Below are 21,118 nucleotides of genomic sequence, written 5' to 3'. Positions count from 1 at the left end.
GGAGATGGTACATCTGATTGAAAGAAGCGTATTATCGCAGGCATATTTTTCCAAAGATCATGTTGCACGCCACCAGTTCGAATCATATAACAACTTCTTAGAGTATAACCTTCAGACAGTCGTCGATGAACAGCGTGTGATTGAGACTGATATCGAACACCGGGGCAAAAATAACGAGGCGGTCTGGGTTGAACTCGGTAAGATCCGGGTTGAAAAACCTATCGTCCGTGAGGCGGACGGATCCCAGAGCGAACTCTACCCGACCGAGGCGCGGCTTCGGAACCTCAATTATGCAGCACCCATGATCCTGGAGATGACACTCTGCCAGGGTGAAGAACGGTATGATCCAATTGAGACGACAATCGGGCAGCTGCCGGTGATGATCGGATCCAAAGCCTGTAACCTGCATGGCCTCTCTGATGACGAGCGGGTCGAGCGCGGTGAGGATCGCCTTGATTCCGGAGGATACTTCATTGTAAACGGCACAGAACGTGTGCTGATGTCTCTTGAAGATCTTGCTTCCAATAAGATCATGACGGAGTACACCGAGCGATACAATGAGCAAATCCATGTATCGAAGGTATTTTCGCAGTACCGGGGTTATCGGGCTCTTGTTGTCGTTGAGAAGAATAAGAAGAATCTCCTGGATGTTTCCTTCCCTTCAGTTGCAGGACATCTGCGTTTTGCCGATCTAATGCGATCACTTGGCCTTGAGACAGATTCCGATGTCGTCATGGCAGTCTCCCATGATGAGGATATCCTCACTTATATGATGCAGAATCTGGAGGCAGCAGAATGTAGTTCCGTTGAGGAAGGCGTCATGTATGTCGGCAAGAAACTTGCCCCGAACCAGACGAAGGAGTACCAGAAGAAACGTGCTGAATTTGTTCTGGACAACTACCTGCTTCCTCACTTAAACTATCTCATCTCGCCATCAGTGAAAGAGGGTGACGATGGATATGAAGAGATGCTGATTAATGTCAGGCTTGCCAAAGCCCACTTCCTTGGCCGTATGGCAGAAGCCTGCTTCCATCTTGCCCTGAAAAAGAGAAAGACCGATGATAAGGATCACTATTCCAACAAGCGGCTCAAACTTGCAGGAGATCTGATGGAGGATCTCTTCCGTATCTCACTGAACCGGCTGACCCGTGATGTGAAATACCAGCTCGAACGTGCCAGTATGCGACACCGTGATCTCTCCATTCAGACGGCGGTCAGGGCAGATGTCCTGACAGAGCGGCTTCTCCATCCTCTTGCAACAGGAAACTGGGTCGGTGGACGAACAGGTGTCTCACAGCTTCTGGACAGGGTCGATCACATGTCGGTTATCTCCCATCTACGCCGTGTTATCTCTCCGCTCTCAAGATCTCAGCCGCATTTCGAGGCACGTGATCTGCACCCGACACAGTGGGGCCGAATATGTCCTTCAGAAACTCCGGAAGGTCCAAATTGTGGTCTTGTCAAGAACTTTGCCCAGCTTGTTGAGGTGAGCAAGGGTGTACATGATGAAGAGGAGATAAAAAATGTGCTCTTCAGCATCGGTGTTGAACCAATCGGTGGTGAACTACGATGATGTCAAAAGCACGAATCTTTGTTGATGGGGCACTCATCGGCGTTATTGACGACGGACAGGCGCTTGCGAATAGAATCCGCCAGCTCCGAAGGCGTGGAGAGCTCTCATCAGAGATAAATGTCTCATTTAAGGAATACAGCAATGAGATCGTGATCAATACCGATCGCGGCCGTGCCAGACGCCCTCTCATTGTCCTCGATCAGGGTGCCACGATCATCACCGACGATGATATCGAAAAGATCCGGCTCGGTGAATATACTTTTGATGATATGGTTTCACAGGGTAAGATCGAGTACGTGGATGCCGAAGAGGAAGATGATCTCTTCATAGCCGTTAACCAGACTGGCATTACCGTTGACCATACCCACATGGAGATTGATCCCCAGCTGATCCTCGGGATTGGATCAGCCCACGTTCCATTCCCCGAACATAATGCATCACCGCGTGTAACTATGGGTGCCGGAATGGTCAAACAGGCACTTGGGTTTGCCCAGGCAAATATGAAGCTCAGGCCTGATACCCGGGGCCATATGCTCCACTATGGACAGCGACCGCTTGTGAAGACGCAGGCAGCGGAACTGATCGGATCAGAAGAGCGGCCACAGGGGTATAACCTTGTTGTTGCCATCCTCAGTTACGAGGGCTATAATATCGAAGATGCGCTCATCTTCAATAAGGCCTCGATCGACCGTGGTGTCGGACGCTCCCACTTTTTCAGGACATATGAGGGTGAGGAACGGAGGTATCCCGGCGGACAGATTGACAGGATCGAGATCCCCGATGAGGAAGTCTCCGGCTCTCATGGCGAGGACGCATACAGGAACCTTGATTCCGATGGTATCATCAGCCCTGAGACGATCGTCAATGAGAAATCTGTTCTGATTGGAAAGACCTCGCCTCCGAGGTTCCTTGAGGAGCCGACTGCTGAACTGATTGCTGTTGAGAAGCGGAGGGATACATCTGTTACGATGCGGAGCAACGAGCATGGCATCGTCGATACCGTCATCCTGACCGAGGGTGAGAATTCTTCCCGGCTGGTTAAGGTCCGGACCCGTGATCTCAGGGTACCGGAAATCGGGGACAAATTCGCATCAAGACACGGACAGAAAGGTATAATCGGGCTTATCGCTCCCCAGGAGAATCTGCCGTTTACCGCCGAGGGGATCTCACCCGATCTCGTCATCAATCCCCATGCCATCCCATCACGTATGACGATTGGCCATATGATTGAGATGATCGGCGGCAAGGTTGGCAGTCTCCAGGGGCGGCGGATCGACGCCACACCATTTCGTGGCGAGAAAGAATTTGCCCTGAGAAAAGAGCTTCAGGATCTTGGCTTCTCTCACACGGGAAGAGAAGTTATGTATGATGGCATCACCGGCAGGCCGTTTGGCGCTGATATCTACGTTGGCGTCATCTACTACCAGAAGCTCTACCACATGGTCTCGACAAAGATGCATGCCCGTTCAAGAGGCCCTGTTCAGGTGCTGACACGCCAGCCAACCGAAGGTCGTGCCCGTGAAGGAGGTCTTCGGTTTGGTGAGATGGAGCGTGATGTGATGATCGGGCATGGCGCTGCGATGGCACTGAAGGAACGTCTGCTTGATGAATCCGATGCCGTGAAGGAGTGGGTATGTGCACAGTGCGGTATGGTTGCCATGTATGACGCAAAACGCAAGGTAACCTCATGCCTTGCCTGTGGAGCCGAGACTGACATCTACGAGGTCGAGATGAGTTATGCATTCAAGCTACTCCTGGATGAGATGATCAGCATGGGTATCGCGCCGCGACTGTTGCTTGAGGATATTGTCTGAGGTGATCTGATATGCCAAGCCCAAAACGAATAGGAAAATTAGATTTTGGCCTTCTTTCACCGAAAGATGTCAGAAAAATGAGTGTATGTAAGGTAATCTGGCCCGATACCTATGATGACGACGGTTTCCCCTATACCAAGGGATTAATGGATCCAAGCCTCGGCGTCATCGACCCGGGTCTCCGGTGCAAGACCTGCGGCCAGAAGTCTGGTGACTGCCCTGGCCACTTCGGCCATATCGATCTTGCAAAACCGGTCATCCATGTCGGGTATACGAGGCTGATCAGAAAGCTTCTCAGAGTAACCTGCAGGGCATGCGGCCGACTTCTCCTTGAGCCCCAGGAGATAGATAAGTTCTCTGCACTCGGTGACGATCCCTTCTCGGCCGATGTCGTCTCTGAGAAGGATATCAAGAAGGAACGGGTATGTCCCCACTGTACCGAACAGCAGCTGAAGGTGAACTTTGAAAAACCGACTACCTTCATGGAGGCATGGACCGAAGATGGCAGAAAGACCGAGCATAAGCTGACCCCTGCCGATATCCGTGCTCGCCTTGAGCGGATTCCAGATGAAGATCTCAAGATCCTTGGCATCGATGCGTCCGTTGCGCGACCCGAATGGACAATCCTCACCGTCCTCTCTGTTCCACCGGTTACCATGCGCCCATCGATCATCCTCGAAAACGGCCAGCGTTCAGAGGATGATCTGACCCATAAGCTCGTTGATATCATCAGGATTAACCAGCGGTTCAAAGAGAACCAGGATGCGGGTGCCCCGCAGCTGATCATTGAAGATCTCTGGGAACTGCTCCAGTACCATGTAACTACCTATATGGATAACGAGGTTGCCGGATGCCCGCCTGCACGCCACCGTTCGGGCAGGCCGCTGAAGACCCTCTCACAGAGGCTGAAAGGTAAAGACGGGCGTTTCAGAGGTTCGCTTTCAGGAAAGCGTGTCAATTTCTCAGCCCGTACCGTTATCTCACCGGATCCGAACCTCTCTGTATCTGAGCTTGGCATCCCGCTTGCAATCGCAAACGAAATGTCGGTTCCGATCCGCGTAACAAGGGAAAATATCGAGGAACTTCGCTCAATGATCCTTGTCGGGCCGGAGAGGCCGACACTCCGCGATCCCTGTGGTGCTAACTATGCCATCCGCCCTGATAACAGGAGACTTCGCCTCCATGGAGGCTCCGGTCTTTTAGATAACCGTGAGATGGTTGCTGCGATGATCGAACCCGGCTGGACTGTTGATCGCCAGCTTCGGGATGGTGATATCGTCCTCTTCAACAGGCAGCCATCACTGCACCGGATGAGTATTATGTCCCACCGGATCAAGCTGATGGACGATCGGACATTCCGCTTGAATCCGGCAGTCTGTCCTCCCTATAACGCCGACTTTGATGGGGATGAAATGAACATGCACGTCCCCCAGACCGAGGAGGCACGTGCCGAAGCATCTCTTCTGGCTTCAGTCCAGGAGAATATCCTGTCCCCGCGTTTTGGCGGCCCTATCATCGGCGGTATTCATGACCATATCTCCGGTATCTTCCTTTTGACCCATGAGCTGCGCTGGTTCACCAAGCCGGAAGTCCTATATCTCTTAAAACATGCAAATATCGAGTTCCTTCCAAAACCAGGGAAGATCGAGGATGGCATACCCTACTGGAGCAACAAACAGGTCTTCTCGATGATCCTCCCACGCGGGCTGAATATGGTCTACCGGGCAACATCCTGTACAAACTGCCCTGAATGTAAAAAAGAGCTCTGCGAACGTGATGCATATGTCAGGATCATCGACGGCGACCACATCTCAGGTACCATCGACAAGAAATCTGTTGGTGCATTCGAAGGCGCAATCATGAACCGGATCATACGGACGCATGGCCTGAAGAGGGCTCGCGAATATATCGATGATATGACCAAGCTTTCGATCCGGAGTATCATGTTCATCGGCTTCACCTTCGGAATAGATGATGAAGATCTAAGCCGGACAGAGTATGGCCAGATTCGGGATCTGCTGGATGAAGCCGAACTGGATGTGGAGAAGAGGATCCGGATCTACAAGAACGGCCAGCTCGAACCTATGCCCGGAAGAACAGCTGAAGAGACGCTCGAGATGCAGATCATGCAGGTGCTCGGAAAGGCCAGGGACAGGACAGGAGACATTGCAGGAAGTCACCTTGGTCTTGGAAACTCTGCTGTCGTAATGGCTGTTTCAGGTGCGCGAGGCTCGATGCTGAACCTTACCCAGATGGCTGGTTGTATCGGCCAGCAGTCGGTTCGCGGTGAACGTATTGTTCGTGGATACGAAGGCAGAACTCTCCCTCATTTCAAGAAATACGATCAGGGTGCCGGGGCTCACGGATTTATCCGAAACTCCTATAAGAGCGGTATCTCCCCGACAGAGTTCTTCTTCCATGCAATCGGTGGCCGTGAAGGTCTTGTCGATACGGCGGTGAGGACATCACAGAGCGGTTATCTCCAGAGAAGGCTGATCAACGCGCTTCAGGATCTGAAGGTCGCATATGACGGCACGGTACGGACAACAGGGGGCAGGATCATCCAGTTCAAGTATGGAGAAGATGGGACCGACCCCACAAAGAGCGCATTTGGAGATCCCGTTGATGTCAAGGGAATCGTCGAGAGTGTCCTGAAGGAGGAGGTCTGAGATGAACGAACAGTATATTGAAACAATCGACTCATACACCCTCCCGGAGACGATTCATAAGCTGATCTCAGACTGGCTCGCCCAGCATGAGGTTGATGAAGAGATATTTGACCGAATTCTTCGGAGACTTGTCCGTATCCATGAGGCGGATCTCCCGGTGAAGACTCACGATCAGCTGATCACCCTTATTCTGAAGAAGGAAGAGAAGGGATCGCCAGTTACCGACGATCAGTTTGATGAGATTCTCAAGCGTGTGGTGAACGAATATCAGTCAACCCGGATTGAGCCCTGTGAGGCGGTCGGTATCATCGCTGCACAGTCGATCGGCGAGCCAGGTACTCAGATGACGATGCGTACCTTCCACTATGCGGGTGTTGCTGAGATTAACGTCACCCTTGGTCTGCCGCGTCTTATCGAGATTATGGATGCACGTCGTGAGCCATCAACACCGGCGATGACAATCTACCTGGAAGATGGTTTCCGCGATAACCGGGACAGGGCACGTGAGGTCTCCTGGGATATCGAGGCGTCCCCTCTCCATGAGTTTGGTGATATCACCACCGATATGGAGAATATGCGGGTTATTGTCACCTTAAATAAGGCGGTATGTGATAAGCGGAGGATTAAAGTGAGTGAGATCCTTGAGCGCGCTCCGACAAAGATCCGCGATCGGCGCCATTACCGCGACTTTGAATCTGAGGTGGATGAACAGGCAGGTATACTCAGATTCCTCCCAAAAGACCAGGGAAGCTACCAAAATCTCTTCCAGCTTGTAGAACACGTCAGAAATGTTATTGTTCAGGGCATCGATGATATCCAGCGTGTCGTGGTCAGAAAGGAGTCAGGAGAGTATATCCTATATACTGAAGGATCAAATCTTAAAGACGTATTCGAGGTCGAGGGTGTCGACACCACCCGTACCCGAACGAACAATATCAGCGAAATCTCCCAGGTACTTGGGATCGAGGCTGCACGTGATGCCATCATACATGAGGCAAACAGCACGCTTCGTGAACAGGGTATCGGTGTCGATGTCCGCCATATCATGCTCGTCGCAGATATGATGTGCATGGATGGCGAGGTCAAACAGATCGGCCGCCACGGGATTGCTGGAGAAAAAGAGAGTGTCCTGTCACGTGCAGCATTCGAGGTGACGGTAAATCACCTCCTTGACGCATCGATTGCGCATGAGCATGACGAACTCTGCGGTGTGACAGAGAATGTCATCGTCGGCCAGCCTATCCGGCTTGGTACAGGCGATGTCAGGTTGGTCGTAAAACCAATGCAACCGATCACCAAAACAGGTGAAAACTAATGGATTTCAATACATCTTTACGCAGGGCAATGAAGACCGGAACGGTCATCCTTGGCCGGAACAGCACAGAAGCAAGCATACAGGATGAGACCGCGAAGCTTGTTATCCTGGCAAAGAACTGCCCCGAAGACTTTAAGAAGATCGTCGAAGCACAGGAGAAAGTGGCTGTATATCACTACAATGGCTCAGGCCGTCAGCTCGGCAAAGAGTGTGGAAAGGATTTCATCGTCAGCACACTTGCAGTCATTAATGCCGGTGAATCCGACATTTTAACCATTCAGAGAGCTTGATATGTCGGAAATTACCTTAACAGAAGACTGCATGCGGCTGATCTCTCAGTTTGAGAGCCTGACTGGTGCAGGTGCACGCGACTGTGTCATCGATGACCGGCATGACCGGGTCATATTCATCATCAATCCCGGCGAGATGGGTCTTGCAATCGGGAAGAAGGGTGCCTCTATCAAGAAGGCATCTGAAGCCCTTGACAGGCGGGTTGAGGTAGTCGAGTACTCAGACGACCTCGTCCAGTTCATCAGGAACTGTTTCCTTCCTGCCCAGGTTCTCTCGATAGAATTTGAAGGCGAGGAGGATGGCCAGGTGGCACATGTTGAAGTCCGTGAGGAAGATCGCGGTCTTGCTATAGGCAAAGAAGGTAAGAACATCTTAAAAGCCAAGCAGCTTCTCCGGAGACAGTTTGACATCGCTGATGTTGAACTGATTCAGGAATAATTTTTTTTAGCCCGTCTTGTTTCTCCTACCTGGAGAAGAGATCCAGATTATGACTCATTTAGACCCCGCATCTCCTGTTTTCGTTCTTCTGGATGATAGTGAATGCATGGGGACAGAAGGGTCTCTACTCGAAGAGACGGTTGTTGCGCTCTTTGTGAATGGGCGCCATGCAGATACCACTATCCTCTCTCCCGGCAGTCTTCAGGCGTATGTGGTCGGGTATCTCTTCTCTGAAGAGATCATCAGGTCAACAGATGATATCGAATCGATCAGAATCGAGAAGAACCGGATCAGTGTTCTGACAACAAACCCTTTTCGGATCACCGGACGGAGAAAGACTATCCTTGCCGGATGCGGTGGGAGTACCTCGTATATCGACACATCGTCCCTCCCAAAAATACCTGGGAATAGGTTTGTTTCTCTTTCTGCCATCAGGGATCATATTGCTTCACTCTCTGGTGAGATGGAATCGGCGGCACTTGCAGATCAAAATGGGTTAATCGTATCGTATCGGGATATCGACTGCCGGTGTGCAGTGGATCGGGCGATCGGGCACGGGCTGATGAAGAAGGTGAACTTTTCCGAAACATTTCTTTGCATATCCGGCAGGGTCACCTCAGAGATGATCAGGAGATGCCTCCTTGCCGGGATACCGATCCTGGTCTCAACAGGCAAGGCAACAGATCTTGCAGTCAGGATAGCTGTCGACAGAAACCTCTGCCTCGTATCCCGCATCTCAGATGGAAGAATTGCCTGCTTATCCCATCCCGGGAGGATCAGAGGCTCCTCGTGATCTCCTGGACGGCTGCTGCCAGGAGATCGATCTCTGTTTCAGTGGTATAAAGGGCAAGGCTTGCCCTGACGGTTCCATTGGGGAGCCCGAGGGATTCCATCAGCGGCTGGCAGCAGTGATGCCCCGATCTCACCAGGATGTCATACTCGTGATCGAGTCGCTCAGCAACCTCGTGTGGGTGGAGTCCTTTGATTGAAAAGGAGACAACGCCGATCCGGTAGCTGGAATCAGTGGGTGCGAAAACAGTGACTCCCTCGATTTGTGAGAGGCTTTTGATCAGCTGTGTTGTGAGCCCTTCCTCATAGCAACGTACCTGCTCCATTCCGATTGTATTGAGATAATCGACCGCAACCCCAAGGCCGATCCCACCTGAGATATTCGGGGTGCCGGCTTCATATTTCTGGTATCCCTCAATCGGGACAAACCCATCCCGATGCACCTCTTCGATCATCCCCCCGCCCAGCATCATCGGTTCAATGATAGGTTCCCTCATCCAGAGGACGCCGGTTCCGGTGGGAGCAAGCATCTTATGGCCCGAGAAACAGCAGAAGTCACAGCCGATATCCCCTACATTCACCGGCATGTGGGGGATAGATTGTGCGGCATCGATGAGGAGCAGGGTATTGTATCTCCTGCATATCTTTGCGATCTCCTTCACAGGGGTTACCACCCCGATTGCGTTTGAGGCATGGGTGATTGCAGCAAGACGTGCGCCTTTTTTGATCTCCTCTTCAAGGGATTTGAGATCGAGTGAATAATCGGGTCTGATGCCGATAACAGAGAGTTCGACTCCCTCCTCTGCAAGCGCTCTCCATGGGAGGAGGTTCGAATGGTGTTCGAGGATGGTGGTTATGACTCGATCCCCCGGTTTCCATGAGAGGCCATGGGCAACCATATTAATCGACTCAGTGGTATTCTTCGTGAAGACGGTGGTTCCCTCCTCCCCGCCAATGAACCGGGCGACCTTCTCATGGGCATGCCAGTACCGCTGGGATGCGATCTGTGTGAACCTGTGGATGCCCCTGCCGACATTTGAGCGGTACCGGTGTTCAAATTCAACAACAGCATTTACGACCGGTTCCGGGGAGAGGCTGATTGCCGCTGAGTCGAGGTAGATGCAGTCGTGAATGATCGGAAAGTCCCGCCGTATTGTTTCGGAAAAATGGGCGCTTGTGTTCCTCTCCTGTGATTCATCATTCCTCTTTTCTCTCGTCAGCATCCCTTCCTCCTTCTTCTGAACCTGATTCTCCCTGAGGGTGAAGTCCTTGTTGACCGGGATTTCATATTCGCGGCAGAGCTCACGCATCTTCGGGGGGAGCGCCTTCCATCGCCACAGCCCCATAGTGTGGTATGCATCTGGGAGGCCATGATCCTCTGCCCATCTTATCAGGAAGCGATCCCACCGGTCGGTGAGTTCGGGGTGGAGTGATCTGAGCTGTTCGTATTCACTCTCAAGCATTGCAGGGCAGAGATAACAGCCGATCCGCTCAAGTCCCATATCATAGAGTGGGTTGATTGGTACATTCTGCCACCAGAGATAGAGGAAGACCTCAAAGGCCCGCCAGTTACGGATCGGCGATACATTCAGCTGGAGAGGGTTTGCCGGGTTCTGGCTGGTCTCATCAAGATCAGCGCGGTTCCATGATTCATACCACCGATTCCCCTGGAATGTGACTGAAGGCCCAATCTCAGAGAGGTATGCCCTGAGTGGGTGGAGTTTTAAGAGTTTGCAGCACCAGCGGTGATCTTTTCCCGGTGGTCCCGCCTTTTCGGCTGCAGCGAAGAAGTCTCCGGCTTTTCTGATGATATGCACACCCTGGGATTCGATATACTGAATGGTCTCAGGGAGTTCGATTCCGGTATCGATGAAGAAGGCGGAGTCCACCCCGGCTTTCCTGGCTAGATGAAGGACTGCGGCACTGTCTTTTCCACCTGAAAAGGAGGCATTTGCGGTCGGCCGGTCATTTTTATGTTTTTTGATGATCCGCAGGGCATCCCTCTCCATAAGTTTGAGATGGTACTCGTTCTGTTGGATTGCCTTCTTCCAGTCCGGATTTGGAGGGTTTACCCTGCTCACCTGTACAAGCTCTTTGACCCTGATATGCCCGTCCCGAACAACGCCGGTTCCATATTTTCTCCTGTACCGGACAATGACGGTGCCTTCCCGGACAGATTCCTTCAGGGGGAAGCGCTTCCCGCCGATCCTGACCTTCTTATCCCCGTCGAAATGATCATCGAGATTCACGATGCCGTCTGCTGCATAGTTCAGCAGGTACGAAAGAGATTCAACTGCAATATCCAGTGAGAACTGCCGGGATACCGGGTCGAAGAGAAGCCACCCGAAGCGGCTGCCATTCATGATGATGAGATCAGATCTGTCCCTTCCGCCTGTCTTGTTCAGGAGGATTATGTCAGGGAGGGGCACAGCTCCAAATCGCTCATTGATGAGTCTCTGAATGAGATCACAATCTGCACGAAGGGCGGGCCTCAGGTCATATGGTTCGAGCAAGGGGATCGCCCGTGCCTCTCTCCCACATCCGCATCTCCTCCCGATAAGCGGAATATTGCAGGAATCACACCAGAAGAGTTCCTTTTTGACAGATGGCTCTCGCATTGTTCACTCTATTGGTGCTTTGAGGCGATGAAAGATATGGTGGGGTATAATCAGATCAGCACACGCCGGTCTGCCTGAACGATGCTCCCGCTCGCCTCGGGTGTTTTATCGGAACGGTACTCGGTGAACTGTTTGAGTGATACCGTCAGGTCGCGGGTGAAGGCGAAGTATCCAATCTGGGTGGTCCTGCAGAGGTTCATTGCCATATCCATCAGCCCGCGTGGGTCGGGGCGGCCCTCTCCAAGCCAGATATGGAAGATATTGCCGCCGTCGACGATCGGGAAGAAGACATGCTCTATCTCCATACGCTTTGTCAGGGGAACATCTGCTGATGGTGTGACATGGATACCGTTTGTATAATACACCGGGAGATCGAGCGTCTTCTTTGACCGTTCAAGCAGGTTCTTTGTATCACCTTTGACGATTCGGAGGGCATGGGGGCGGAAGTTCTCGTCAAGCAGATCTGCAACGGCAAACCGCTGCCCGGTCGTCTCAGCCGGGGTGCGTGCAAGTGCAATCGTCATCCCGTGTTTGATCGAGAGTTTCTTAGCATACTGTTCCATCTCGGTCATTGTCCGGACTGCTAACCTGAATGCTTCCTTTGTCTCATGAAGCTGGGATCCGAGATGGTGCTGTATCATCTCGTTAACGCCCACAATACCAATTGTATAGACGAGTCCGTCGAGATCGACAGCGACAGATCCCCGTTCCTGTGTCTTTGGATCTTTTGGCCTCTGCATCGCAAACGGCATCCTCCCGTTTGCCCTGACAAGCTCCATCCAGCGGCGTTTTATCTTAAAGATAGAGACCGCTGAATCCATCTGTTTCTTTAGTTCGGAGAAGAGCTTCTGGTCATCATGATCGGCACGGTATGCTGCCCGCGGACAGTTCACCGAGATCACCTGCCAGGATCCCATCGAGAAATGTTTACCGTCTGTGAAATTGAGTTTGTCCTCGAATGTGGTGTCATTTGCCGCGGTTGTCGAGAACTGGTAGGCACAGCACTGGTAACATGAGATCCCCTCCCCGGCACCACGGTACGCCGGGAGCTGGTTGTCATAATATGGAGTACCGAACTTCGAGGCGAGTTCAAATGTCATCAGATAGAGCTCACGGTAGGTGGGTATATCCGGGTGGTGTGTATTGAACTCCTCATATTCCTCCATGAAGTCCGGTTCGATGCTGATCTCTGGCTTTGGGAAGTTGAAGGGCTTGCCCCAGTTATCTCCCTCAAGCATGACTTCCATCAGGGTTGCAAAGAGAAGCCGGACTTCACGTTCAAACTCTCCATATGCTCTGAACGGAGCCTGCCTGCCATTCCAGACCTTGCCCTTGAAGACAATCGGTTTGTCACGCCAGAGCTTTGGCACCCCCGGCGAGAGCTGCACTGATGAGAAGACGACCTGGCCACCTCGTGCGACCATCATCTGGGTCATCTCATAGACAAACATCTGCATCAGCTGTTTTATCTCGGTTCTGTCCATCCCCTCGACATAGGGTGCTAAGAAGGTGAGGAAGTTGTAATAGCCCTGCCCTCCGGCAAAGTTTGTCTGTGCGGATCCAAGTGCCTTGACTGCATGAAGGACCGCCACCTCGGCGCGTTTTGCTGGACCAGCTACACTGGCTTTTGTTCCGTTTCCATCCGGCATTAAGCCATAGTAGAAGAAATAGCGGAGATCCCAGTCCTGGCAATTGTGAATAAGGAGGCCGTCCGATGCAAAGAAGGTATGGCTCTCCTCGCTGCCGTCGCCTTCAATGAAGAGATCGTAGACATATCTGCCGGAGGGTGTCCTGGGTTCGATGGCAAGAACGCGTTCAGGCTTATCTGTCCGGTCGATCTTCTGCGTCTGCTGGAGGAAGCGATCGATATGATCCTGCCTCTCATCGAGGAACGAACAGTATCTGGAAAAGATATCGATATTCTTTCTTCCATGAAACTGGATGCGATAGAGTATCCGCCGTTCTGTATCATCATTATACAGCTCGGTGATGTGCACACCTATGCCGAGTGTTGTCAGAAGGAGTGCAAGTTCCTGGCGAAGTGACTCTGATGCTGTTGTATAGTTGATGATACAATCTGACTTTTCAGGACGATAGTACACCGTTCCATCGCCAGTGAAGAGTGCTGAAAGGAAGTCGCGAAGCAATGCGTCATTGGCATGATAGACTATCCAGGGCAGCCGCTTCCTGGTGCTTCCCTCTGGTATTCTGAAGATATGCCGGAAGAGGAGATAGACAATCTTCCCCCCAAAATAGACCTGCTGTGCTCGATTCCTTTGAACATCAATCCCGTAGATCTGTGTTGTATCCGGGGTTGGGAGGGTGATCGTTGCATAGGTATTGAGTGTAGCCTTTACTGATGCCTGTATCGAGGCTGAATGATGGTTTTCCGTGATCGCAAGATTGTACTGTCCGACTTTTGGCGAGGTACTGTAATTACCTTCAGAGACGAAGAATCCAAGCAGCCGCATCAGGTCAGGGGTGATTGGGAGAAGAGCTGGGAGGGCATGTTCACTGCCGGTTGCCCCGACTGTCAAACCTGTCATCTCAACGATTCCATAGTGTTCACACAATGCCCGGAAGTGACGAACGGGCATAATACCTCTTGAATACCACTGCTTCCTGTGTTTTATCCCAAGGGTTCCTGAGATCGCAGTGAAGGATCCTGCCTGCCCTGTCCTGACAATTTCAGAGAAGAGATCTGCTGCCCCCCGCACATATATTCCGGCAAGAAGCTCTTCCGGCACGAAATCAGTGAGTTCACGGATCAGGTTTATCTTATTCACCGGCTCTCCCCTGACCGAATCGGATGCAGTAATTGTGTAGAGGATATCTCCTTCTCTAATCTCATCTGCCTTCCGGATTACCATCCCATCTTCTGTGTGTATCGGGATCCTGTGCTCATGGGTGATAGAGAGCGAGCGGCCGCCTGATGTCTTTATCCTGAGCAGTTCTCCATCATCCGGGACTCTTCGTGTCACCTTATTCACACGTTTCCAGCCTTTGGGCGTAAGAAGAGAGATATCAAGGGGGAAGTGTTCATCCCCGTCTATTGGAATTTCATCGACTCTGGTGCTCCTGATTCGCCCTTCGCTTTTCACGGGGATGACGGTTTTTCCGTCTATACAGAACGGCCTTGTCCCGAAATATTCAAGGTCATGGACATGCATATCACCGGTCAGGTGGAGATCGGCGAGTTCAGGTGGGAGCTGAAGCAGGTACTGCTCTTTGCTGATCTTGTCTGCTTTCTTCTTGTGCGAGGTTTCGGCATTCTCCTGGAGGTTCGAGTTGTCCTTTGCCTCAAAACCTCGCCCGACATCGATCTGATGCGCATCATAGACTGGTGTGCCGACCCGGGTACAGACGTTTCTGTAGTCGACAAGCCCTTCTTCAAGGAGTGTGATGTTCATAATCTCGCGGATAAGAGGGCCTGAAAGGAATGTGAGGCCGAGTTTCTTGATCCGGTTCTCGACACTCTGCGCTATCTGCTCTGCGAGTTCCAGCTCTGCGCCTTCTCTTCCATAGAATGTTTCTACAAGACGGGTTTCACTGAGGATCTGCTGGACAATCTTCTGGCGATCCCATTCCATCATATGGCCAAAGGATGTCCGCACCCTGGGCATCGGGGGCTGAAATGCCCCGTCAAGTGTTGACTGCCGCGTCTCTTTCATGCAGCCTTCACCGTCGGCACATACCTGCAATCGACGCCGATACAGCGCCTTTTTCAAAGATCTCCTGTGAAGTCAGGTATGTCTCGTCTATCTGGAGCACAGGTGCTTCCATCACAAATATGCCATTCATCCGGAGATCGGTTAGTGATTCGGGGTCCTCAAGGCTTCGTTCCATATAGGGGATCGAATTGTCCTGAAGGTATTGTTTGAGTATTTCACAGTTCGGACAGACTTCAAGTGAATAGACAATGATATCGTGAACTTCAGACATGAGGCATACCCCTGTTATTGGTATAGATCTATACCTTACCACTATTCTTATTTATCATCTGATATCTGTTATTCTCCTGACATAACCGGGGTGAAGATATTTCCCTTTCTGTGACGAAACGGTAAACAGGTTAACCGTTATGGTGAGGGCGTTTGTAGCAATCGATCTTGTAGCCTCCCTTCGTGAGGCTTTTTCTCTTGTACAGGAGCCGCTGAAAACGTGTTCCGGGAGGCTTGCAATCGTTGACCCCTCGCTCCTTCACATCACCCTGAAATTCCTTGGAGAAGTGCCTGCCGATCAGGTTCGCGGAGTCGGTGAAGTACTTCATTCTGTAGAATCGTCCCCATTCACCCTCAGAATTTGCGGTATCTCTTCAAACAATCCAAAGCGCCCCCGGGTCATCTGGGCAGTGGTGGAGGATGGGGGGAGAACTGGTGCGCTTGCAAATGAAATCGATGCTGCCCTTGAACCCCTTGGTTTTTCCCGTGAAAAACGTCCATTCCGGCCGCATATTACTCTGGCGCGTGTGAAGGAGTATCACCCGGATATACCGGTTGCTATCGATTCCCTCTCAGATTGGGTTTGTGGAGAGATGGAGGTTGCAGGTTTTGTCCTGAAGAAGAGCACGCTCACCCCCCGTGGCCCAATATATGAGACAATAACAGAGGTGCCTTTATGAGCAGGAGCCCCTTTGAAGAGGATATCCTTTCCCGGGTAAGGCCGACTCCCGAGGAGGTGGAACATCTCCGTACCATTTCGGATCGGATTATTGCGTACCTGATGGAGTGTCATCGGCGTCCTTCCATGGTTGTCGGATCGGTTGCCAGAGGCACATTCGTCCGTGGGGATCGCGATCTCGATATCTTCATGCTCTTCCCCCCGGATCTCCCCCGGGATGATCTGGCGAGGGAGGGGATTGGTCTTGGGCGTGCCGTCGTCGACTACTTCGGGGGGACTGCTGTTGAGAAATATGCAGAGCATCCATACCTGAATGCAAGGATTTTTGATCTTGATATCGATCTTGTTCCCTGCTATCATGTGGTATCTGCCCGTGAGATCCAGAGTGCAGTGGACAGGACGCCGTTTCACACGCGGTACATCATTCCACGGATCGCCGGTTTTGTCGATGATGCCCTCCTGATGAAACAGTTCACAAAAGCCGGGGGCGTATATGGATCAGATCACATGACAGAGGGTTTTTCAGGATATCTTTGCGAACTCCTGGTACTCTACTATGGGGGTTTTAACCAGCTCATCAGTAAAGCAGCTTGTTGGCGGCCGGGAATGGTGATTGATCTGGAAAACCACATGCAACGCTCCTTCAGTGAGCCGCTTGTGGTGGTGGATCCGACCGATCCGAACCGGAATGTCGCCGCTGCCCTCTCACTTGATCAGATGTGCGCTTTTATTGAACTCGCACGAGCTTATGAAAGTGAACCATCTGATGCATTCTTCACAATTCACAGCCCCGTCTCCTTCACAAGAAGCCAGGTCAGGCTGGCACTCGCCGAACGTGGGACCTCCCTGTACACTATCTCATTTCCAACACCCCCTTATGTCCCGGATACCATCGTACCCCAGCTCAGGAAGAGTATGGAAGCGATTAGAGAACTTCTGGAACGCATGGGCTTCTCCGTGAACCGGAACGACTGCTGGATGGGAGAGGATCGATCGGTCATTCTATTTGAGCTCTTCAACGATACCGTTCCCCCTGTTGTCCGGCATATCGGCCCCCCGGTAACAAATGGTGACAATGCGGGACGGTTCATCAGGAAATATGTCGAAAAAAATCCCCTATCAGGTCCCTTTATTGAGAATGGGCGTTATATAGTCGAGATACGCCGTTCCTATACCGAAGCTGTTGCCCTTCTCTCATCCACAATCCTTCTGGATGGATCTCTTGGTAAGCATGTCCGAAAGGCGATGGCAGAGCATGGCTGGGAGGTTGCGCGCGATGCTGACTGTTGGAATGAGGATCTATCGGTATTTCTGGCATCATTCTTTGAGCGATCAAGCCCGGCTGTCCGGATCATGAGGATGGGTGGAGAATAAAATAAACGTGGATAACATTTCTACCCGATTAACACAGCCTTTTAAACAATAGTATTATTCATGTGAATCCCTATTCTCCTGTATGCCCGATACTGGAGCGGTTAAGGCCAAAATCTCAATTCTCTACGTAGATGATGAAGCAGGTCTTCTCCAGATTGGAAAAATATATCTGGAACGGAGTGGTGAATTTGCCGTTACCACCCTTGAGAGTGCACTTGATGCAGTCCGGCTCCTTTCGGAAACATCTTTTGATGCGATCATCTCCGATTACCAGATGCCAGGGTGTGATGGTATCCGCTTCCTCAAATATCTCCGTGAGAATGGGGACAAAACACCTTTTATCATATTCACCGGAAAAGGCCGCGAGGATATCGTCATAGATGCATTGAACAATGGAGCAGATTTTTACCTGCAGAAAGGCGGTGATCCAAAGCCGCAGTTTGCCGAGCTCTCAAATAAGGTACGTTATGCCGTATCAAAGAGGAGGAGCGAAAAGGCACTTCTTGATAGCGAAGAGAGGTACCGTACTGTTGTTGAAGTGCAGACAGAGCTGATCTGCCGTTTTCTCCCGGATGGTACGATCCTCTTTGTGAATGATGCATACTGCCGCACTTTTAATGTGAGCCGGGAGAGCGTTATCGGGAGTCGGTTCAAGCCGAAGATTCATCCCGATGATCTTCGAAAGGTTTCCCTGCTGTATGATTCTCTCATCCCTAAGCATCCGTCCGCCACCATTGATCAACGCACCATCATGGGCAATGGCGAGATCCGCTGGCACCGTTGGAGTACCTATGCACTCTTTGATGAGAGGGGCGCTCTCTCCGAATACCAGGCTGTCGGAAAAGATATCACCGATCTCATTGAGCGGGATATTGAACTTCAAAGAAGAAATGACGAGATTAATGCGGCTTATGAACAATTGACTGCGGCAGAGGAGGAATTGCGCCAGCAGCTTGATGAACTGACTGAAGTACAGTCATCACTCTATGAAAGCAGGCAACAGCTAAGGATTATTCTTGATCATTCATATGACGGAATCATCATCAGTGATTCAGATGGCACAATCATTGATGTAAACCAAACGATGCTCGAGATGTTTGGGATTCCATATGAAGATGCTCTGCGATCTCAAATTTCTGATTTTTTTTCCACCGATACGGGTGGGAATGGATATGATCCCGGCTTGAAAGCGGTATTATCTAAAACCGGTGAGTTAACTGCACTGACTGCCAGGCGTTCTGAGGATGGCACACTCTTTGACGTGGAAGTGTTCCGCTCAAGGATCGTTTTCGAGGGCAGGGAGCTCTATCTGTCAAATGTCCGTGACCTAACCGATAGAAAGCTGGCTGATGAAGCCATCCGTCACCGCATACTGATCGATCAGTCACGGGATGGTATCGTTACCCTGGAGCAGGATGGCAAAGTCTTCGAATCAAACCAGCGGTTTGCCGACATGCTCGGCTATACGCAGGATGAGATCCGGGATCTCTGTGTATGGGACTGGGATTTCCAGTTTGAACCAGAGACATTGCGTAAGATGCTCAGGTCGGTTGATGAGAAAGGCGATCATTTCGAGACCCTTCACCGGAAAAAGGACGGCACTGTCCTTTCAGTTGAGATCAGCACCAATGCTGCTCTCTTCTCAGGAAAGAAGCTTATATTCTGTGTGGTTCGTGATATCTCCGATCGCAAGAGGGCTGAAGAGGCGTTACGCCTGAGCGAGGAGAAATACCGGATGATCGCGGATAATATGACCGAAACAGTGACTGTTCTGGATCTCTCCCTAAAAGCGATCTATGTTTCGCCATCGATTACGGTGCTGCGAGGTTTTTCTGTTGATGAGGCAATGCAGCAGTCATTGGAAGAGATACTGGCACCGGAATCTCTGCAGCTTGCTCTTAGCCGTTTTGAGGAAGAGCTTGCATCTGAGAAAGATAAACCGGCTGATCCGAACCGGGTTATTACCCTTGATCTTGAAGTCCGGAAAAAAGATGGATCAACAATCTGGGTCAACAACAATGCCCGTTTCCTCCGTGATAATAACGGAGGCCTCCAATCGATCCTGGTTGTATCGCGTAATATTACCGAAAAGAAGCTTGCTGAAGATGCACTCCGGAATGCGAACCGGCAGCTCAACCTGATGACAAGCATCACACGCCATGATATTCTGAACCAGCTTATGATTATTGATGGATACCTTTACTTTGCAAAAGCGGAGGCAACCGGAAATGAATCACTGATCCGTCAACTGGAGAGTATTGGGCGTTCATCAGAGAAGATCCAGCGCCAGATAGAGTTTACCCGGGTATATCAGGATATTGGTGTCCATGAGCCGCAATGGCATGATCTGGATCGCATATTGCCACGCACCGATGTGCCGGATGGGGTATCGTTTACATCAGATACCGGGAAGATTACACTCTTTGCTGATCCGATGATTCCACGGGTTTTTGACAATCTCCTTGATAATTCGCTCCGCCATGGCGAGCGCGTCTCCCTGATTCGTCTCTCCTGCAAACAGTCGGATGAAGCCCTCATCATCACCTGGGAGGATGATGGAATAGGAGTTCCTGAGGATGAGAAGATTAAGATCTTTGATCGTGGGTATGGTAAAAATACCGGCTTTGGTCTTTTCCTATCGAAGGAGATTCTGGGAATAACCGGAATTACCATCCGTGAAACCGGTCTCCTTGGAGAGGGTGCCCGGTTTGAAATACGAATTCCAAAAGGTGAATTCAGGATTCCCGCAGTTTCTCAATGTGTATCATAGTATCAACCATCCCCCTTTTATATTAGGATAGTTGACATTCTGGTTCTCATCAGCAGATACGGTCAGGCTTGTAATGTACTGATCCCGATGTGGGAGGCGTGTTCTACGATTTCACATAGTTGGGATTGATAACCTTCATATTGTGATGAATCCATTTCTGGATTGGGAGTGGATTTAAAAGTGGAGAATGGGGTTATTCATGGAGACATCATCGGTTTTCTGCCTGACGCAACACTCGTGATCGACAGGGACGGTATCGTCATTGCATGGAACCGGGCAATGGAGGAACTGACCGGAGTATCTGCCGACTCGATGCTCGGCAAGGGCGACTATGAGTATGCTCTTCCCTTCTATGGGGAGCGGAAACCGATCCTGGCAAACCTGGTCTTCATGCCGGAGGTCGAGATCGAGAGGCGGTATAATAGTGTCGAAAAGATCGGTGATACTCTGGTTGTTGATATCTTCATCCCTTCATTTGGGGCGGATGGGATCTATCTGTGGGCGAAAGCCAGCCCGCTCTATGCTCCGGATGGCGAGATCATCGGTGCAATTGAAACGATCAGGGATATAACTGATCGGAAGCGTGCCGAAGAGGAGATCGCCAGATCCCACCAGAACCTTATAGAGATCATCAATTTTCTGCCTGATGCAACACTCGTGATCGACAGGGATGGTATCGTCATTGCATGGAACCGTGCGATGGAGGGACTGACCGGAGTGTCTGCCGACTCGATGCTCGGCAAGGGCGACTATGAGTATGCTCTTCCCTTCTATGGGGAGCGGAAACCGATCCTGGCAAACCTGGTCTTCATGCCGGAGGTCGAGATCGAGAGGCGGTATAATAGTG

14 protein-coding genes are annotated in these 21,118 nt (G+C 51.2%); 11 read left to right on the top strand and 3 right to left on the bottom strand.

Features of this window, described 5'->3' with window-relative positions; genetic code table 11:
* Positions 1 to 4: 4 nt before the first annotated feature.
* Genes FTO68_RS09065 through FTO68_RS09035 form a run of 7 tightly spaced genes read left to right on the top strand, consistent with a single transcriptional unit; the run spans position 5 to position 8,893 of the window.
* The gene (locus FTO68_RS09065) at positions 5 to 1,573 is read left to right on the top strand and encodes a DNA-directed RNA polymerase subunit B'' (RefSeq protein WP_255333079.1); all 1,569 of its coding nucleotides are present in this window, start codon (positions 5 to 7) and stop codon (positions 1,571 to 1,573) included.
* A complete protein-coding gene (gene rpoB / locus FTO68_RS09060; protein WP_255333115.1) occupies positions 1,573 to 3,387 on the top strand; it encodes a DNA-directed RNA polymerase subunit B in 1,815 nt (604 codons plus the stop codon). The genes FTO68_RS09065 and rpoB overlap by 1 nt, the downstream gene beginning before the upstream one ends.
* An 11-nt stretch (positions 3,388 to 3,398) precedes the next feature.
* On the top strand, positions 3,399 to 6,056 hold the full coding sequence (locus tag FTO68_RS09055) for a DNA-directed RNA polymerase subunit A' (protein WP_255333078.1): 2,658 nt from the start codon (positions 3,399 to 3,401) through the stop codon (positions 6,054 to 6,056).
* A 1-nt stretch (position 6,057) separates the two neighbouring features.
* Positions 6,058 to 7,371: a DNA-directed RNA polymerase subunit A'' gene (gene rpoA2 / locus FTO68_RS09050; protein ID WP_255333076.1), complete on the top strand. Its 1,314-nt coding sequence runs from the start codon at positions 6,058 to 6,060 to the stop codon at positions 7,369 to 7,371.
* Entirely contained in the window at positions 7,371 to 7,661 is a 291-nt protein-coding gene (locus tag FTO68_RS09045; protein ID WP_255333075.1) for a 50S ribosomal protein L30e, read from the top strand. The genes rpoA2 and FTO68_RS09045 overlap by 1 nt, the downstream gene beginning before the upstream one ends.
* A 1-nt stretch (position 7,662) precedes the next feature.
* The gene (locus FTO68_RS09040) at positions 7,663 to 8,100 is read left to right on the top strand and encodes a NusA-like transcription termination signal-binding factor (RefSeq protein WP_255333074.1); all 438 of its coding nucleotides are present in this window, start codon (positions 7,663 to 7,665) and stop codon (positions 8,098 to 8,100) included.
* Positions 8,101 to 8,149: 49 nt separating this feature from the next.
* Positions 8,150 to 8,893, top strand: a complete 744-nt coding sequence (locus tag FTO68_RS09035) for a formate dehydrogenase accessory sulfurtransferase FdhD (protein ID WP_255333073.1) — start codon at positions 8,150 to 8,152, stop codon at positions 8,891 to 8,893.
* On the opposite strand, the gene FTO68_RS09030 is transcribed toward FTO68_RS09035, so the two are convergent.
* Genes FTO68_RS09030 through FTO68_RS09020 form a run of 3 tightly spaced genes read right to left on the bottom strand, consistent with a single transcriptional unit; the run spans position 8,877 to position 15,449 of the window.
* Complete coding sequence (locus FTO68_RS09030) at positions 8,877 to 11,507, bottom strand: aminotransferase class V-fold PLP-dependent enzyme (RefSeq protein WP_255333072.1); 2,631 nt, start codon at positions 11,505 to 11,507, stop codon at positions 8,877 to 8,879. The genes FTO68_RS09035 and FTO68_RS09030 overlap by 17 nt on opposite strands.
* A 50-nt stretch (positions 11,508 to 11,557) precedes the next feature.
* A complete protein-coding gene (gene nrdD / locus FTO68_RS09025) occupies positions 11,558 to 15,178 on the bottom strand; it encodes an anaerobic ribonucleoside-triphosphate reductase (RefSeq protein ID WP_255333071.1) in 3,621 nt (1,206 codons plus the stop codon).
* A 7-nt stretch (positions 15,179 to 15,185) separates the two neighbouring features.
* Positions 15,186 to 15,449, bottom strand: coding sequence for a glutaredoxin family protein (locus tag FTO68_RS09020; protein WP_255333070.1), 264 nt, complete (start codon positions 15,447 to 15,449; stop codon positions 15,186 to 15,188).
* A gap of 139 nt (positions 15,450 to 15,588) precedes the next feature.
* On the opposite strand from FTO68_RS09020, the gene thpR reads away from it, so the two are divergent.
* The 4 genes from thpR to FTO68_RS09000 form a co-directional block, all read left to right on the top strand.
* Positions 15,589 to 16,128, top strand: a complete 540-nt coding sequence (thpR, locus tag FTO68_RS09015) for an RNA 2',3'-cyclic phosphodiesterase (RefSeq protein WP_255333069.1) — start codon at positions 15,589 to 15,591, stop codon at positions 16,126 to 16,128.
* Positions 16,125 to 17,501 carry a CCA tRNA nucleotidyltransferase gene (cca, locus tag FTO68_RS09010; RefSeq protein ID WP_255333068.1) on the top strand — a complete coding sequence of 459 codons (1,377 nt, stop codon included), beginning with the start codon at positions 16,125 to 16,127 and terminating at the stop codon, positions 17,499 to 17,501. The genes thpR and cca overlap by 4 nt, the downstream gene beginning before the upstream one ends.
* 82 nt (positions 17,502 to 17,583) lie before the next feature.
* Positions 17,584 to 20,271: a hybrid sensor histidine kinase/response regulator gene (locus FTO68_RS09005; RefSeq protein ID WP_255333067.1), complete on the top strand. Its 2,688-nt coding sequence runs from the start codon at positions 17,584 to 17,586 to the stop codon at positions 20,269 to 20,271.
* A 180-nt stretch (positions 20,272 to 20,451) separates the two neighbouring features.
* Positions 20,452 to 21,118, top strand: a 667-nt coding sequence (locus FTO68_RS09000) for a PAS domain-containing protein (RefSeq protein WP_255333066.1), incomplete at its 3' end; no start/stop codon positions are given.

The sequence above is a fragment of the Methanocalculus taiwanensis genome, assembly GCF_024372745.1.
GTDB classification, from domain to species: domain Archaea; phylum Halobacteriota; class Methanomicrobia; order Methanomicrobiales; family Methanocorpusculaceae; genus Methanocalculus; species Methanocalculus taiwanensis.
The sequence above is the reverse complement of the archived record's forward strand: the minus strand, read 5'-3'. Positions and strand labels throughout refer to the sequence as shown.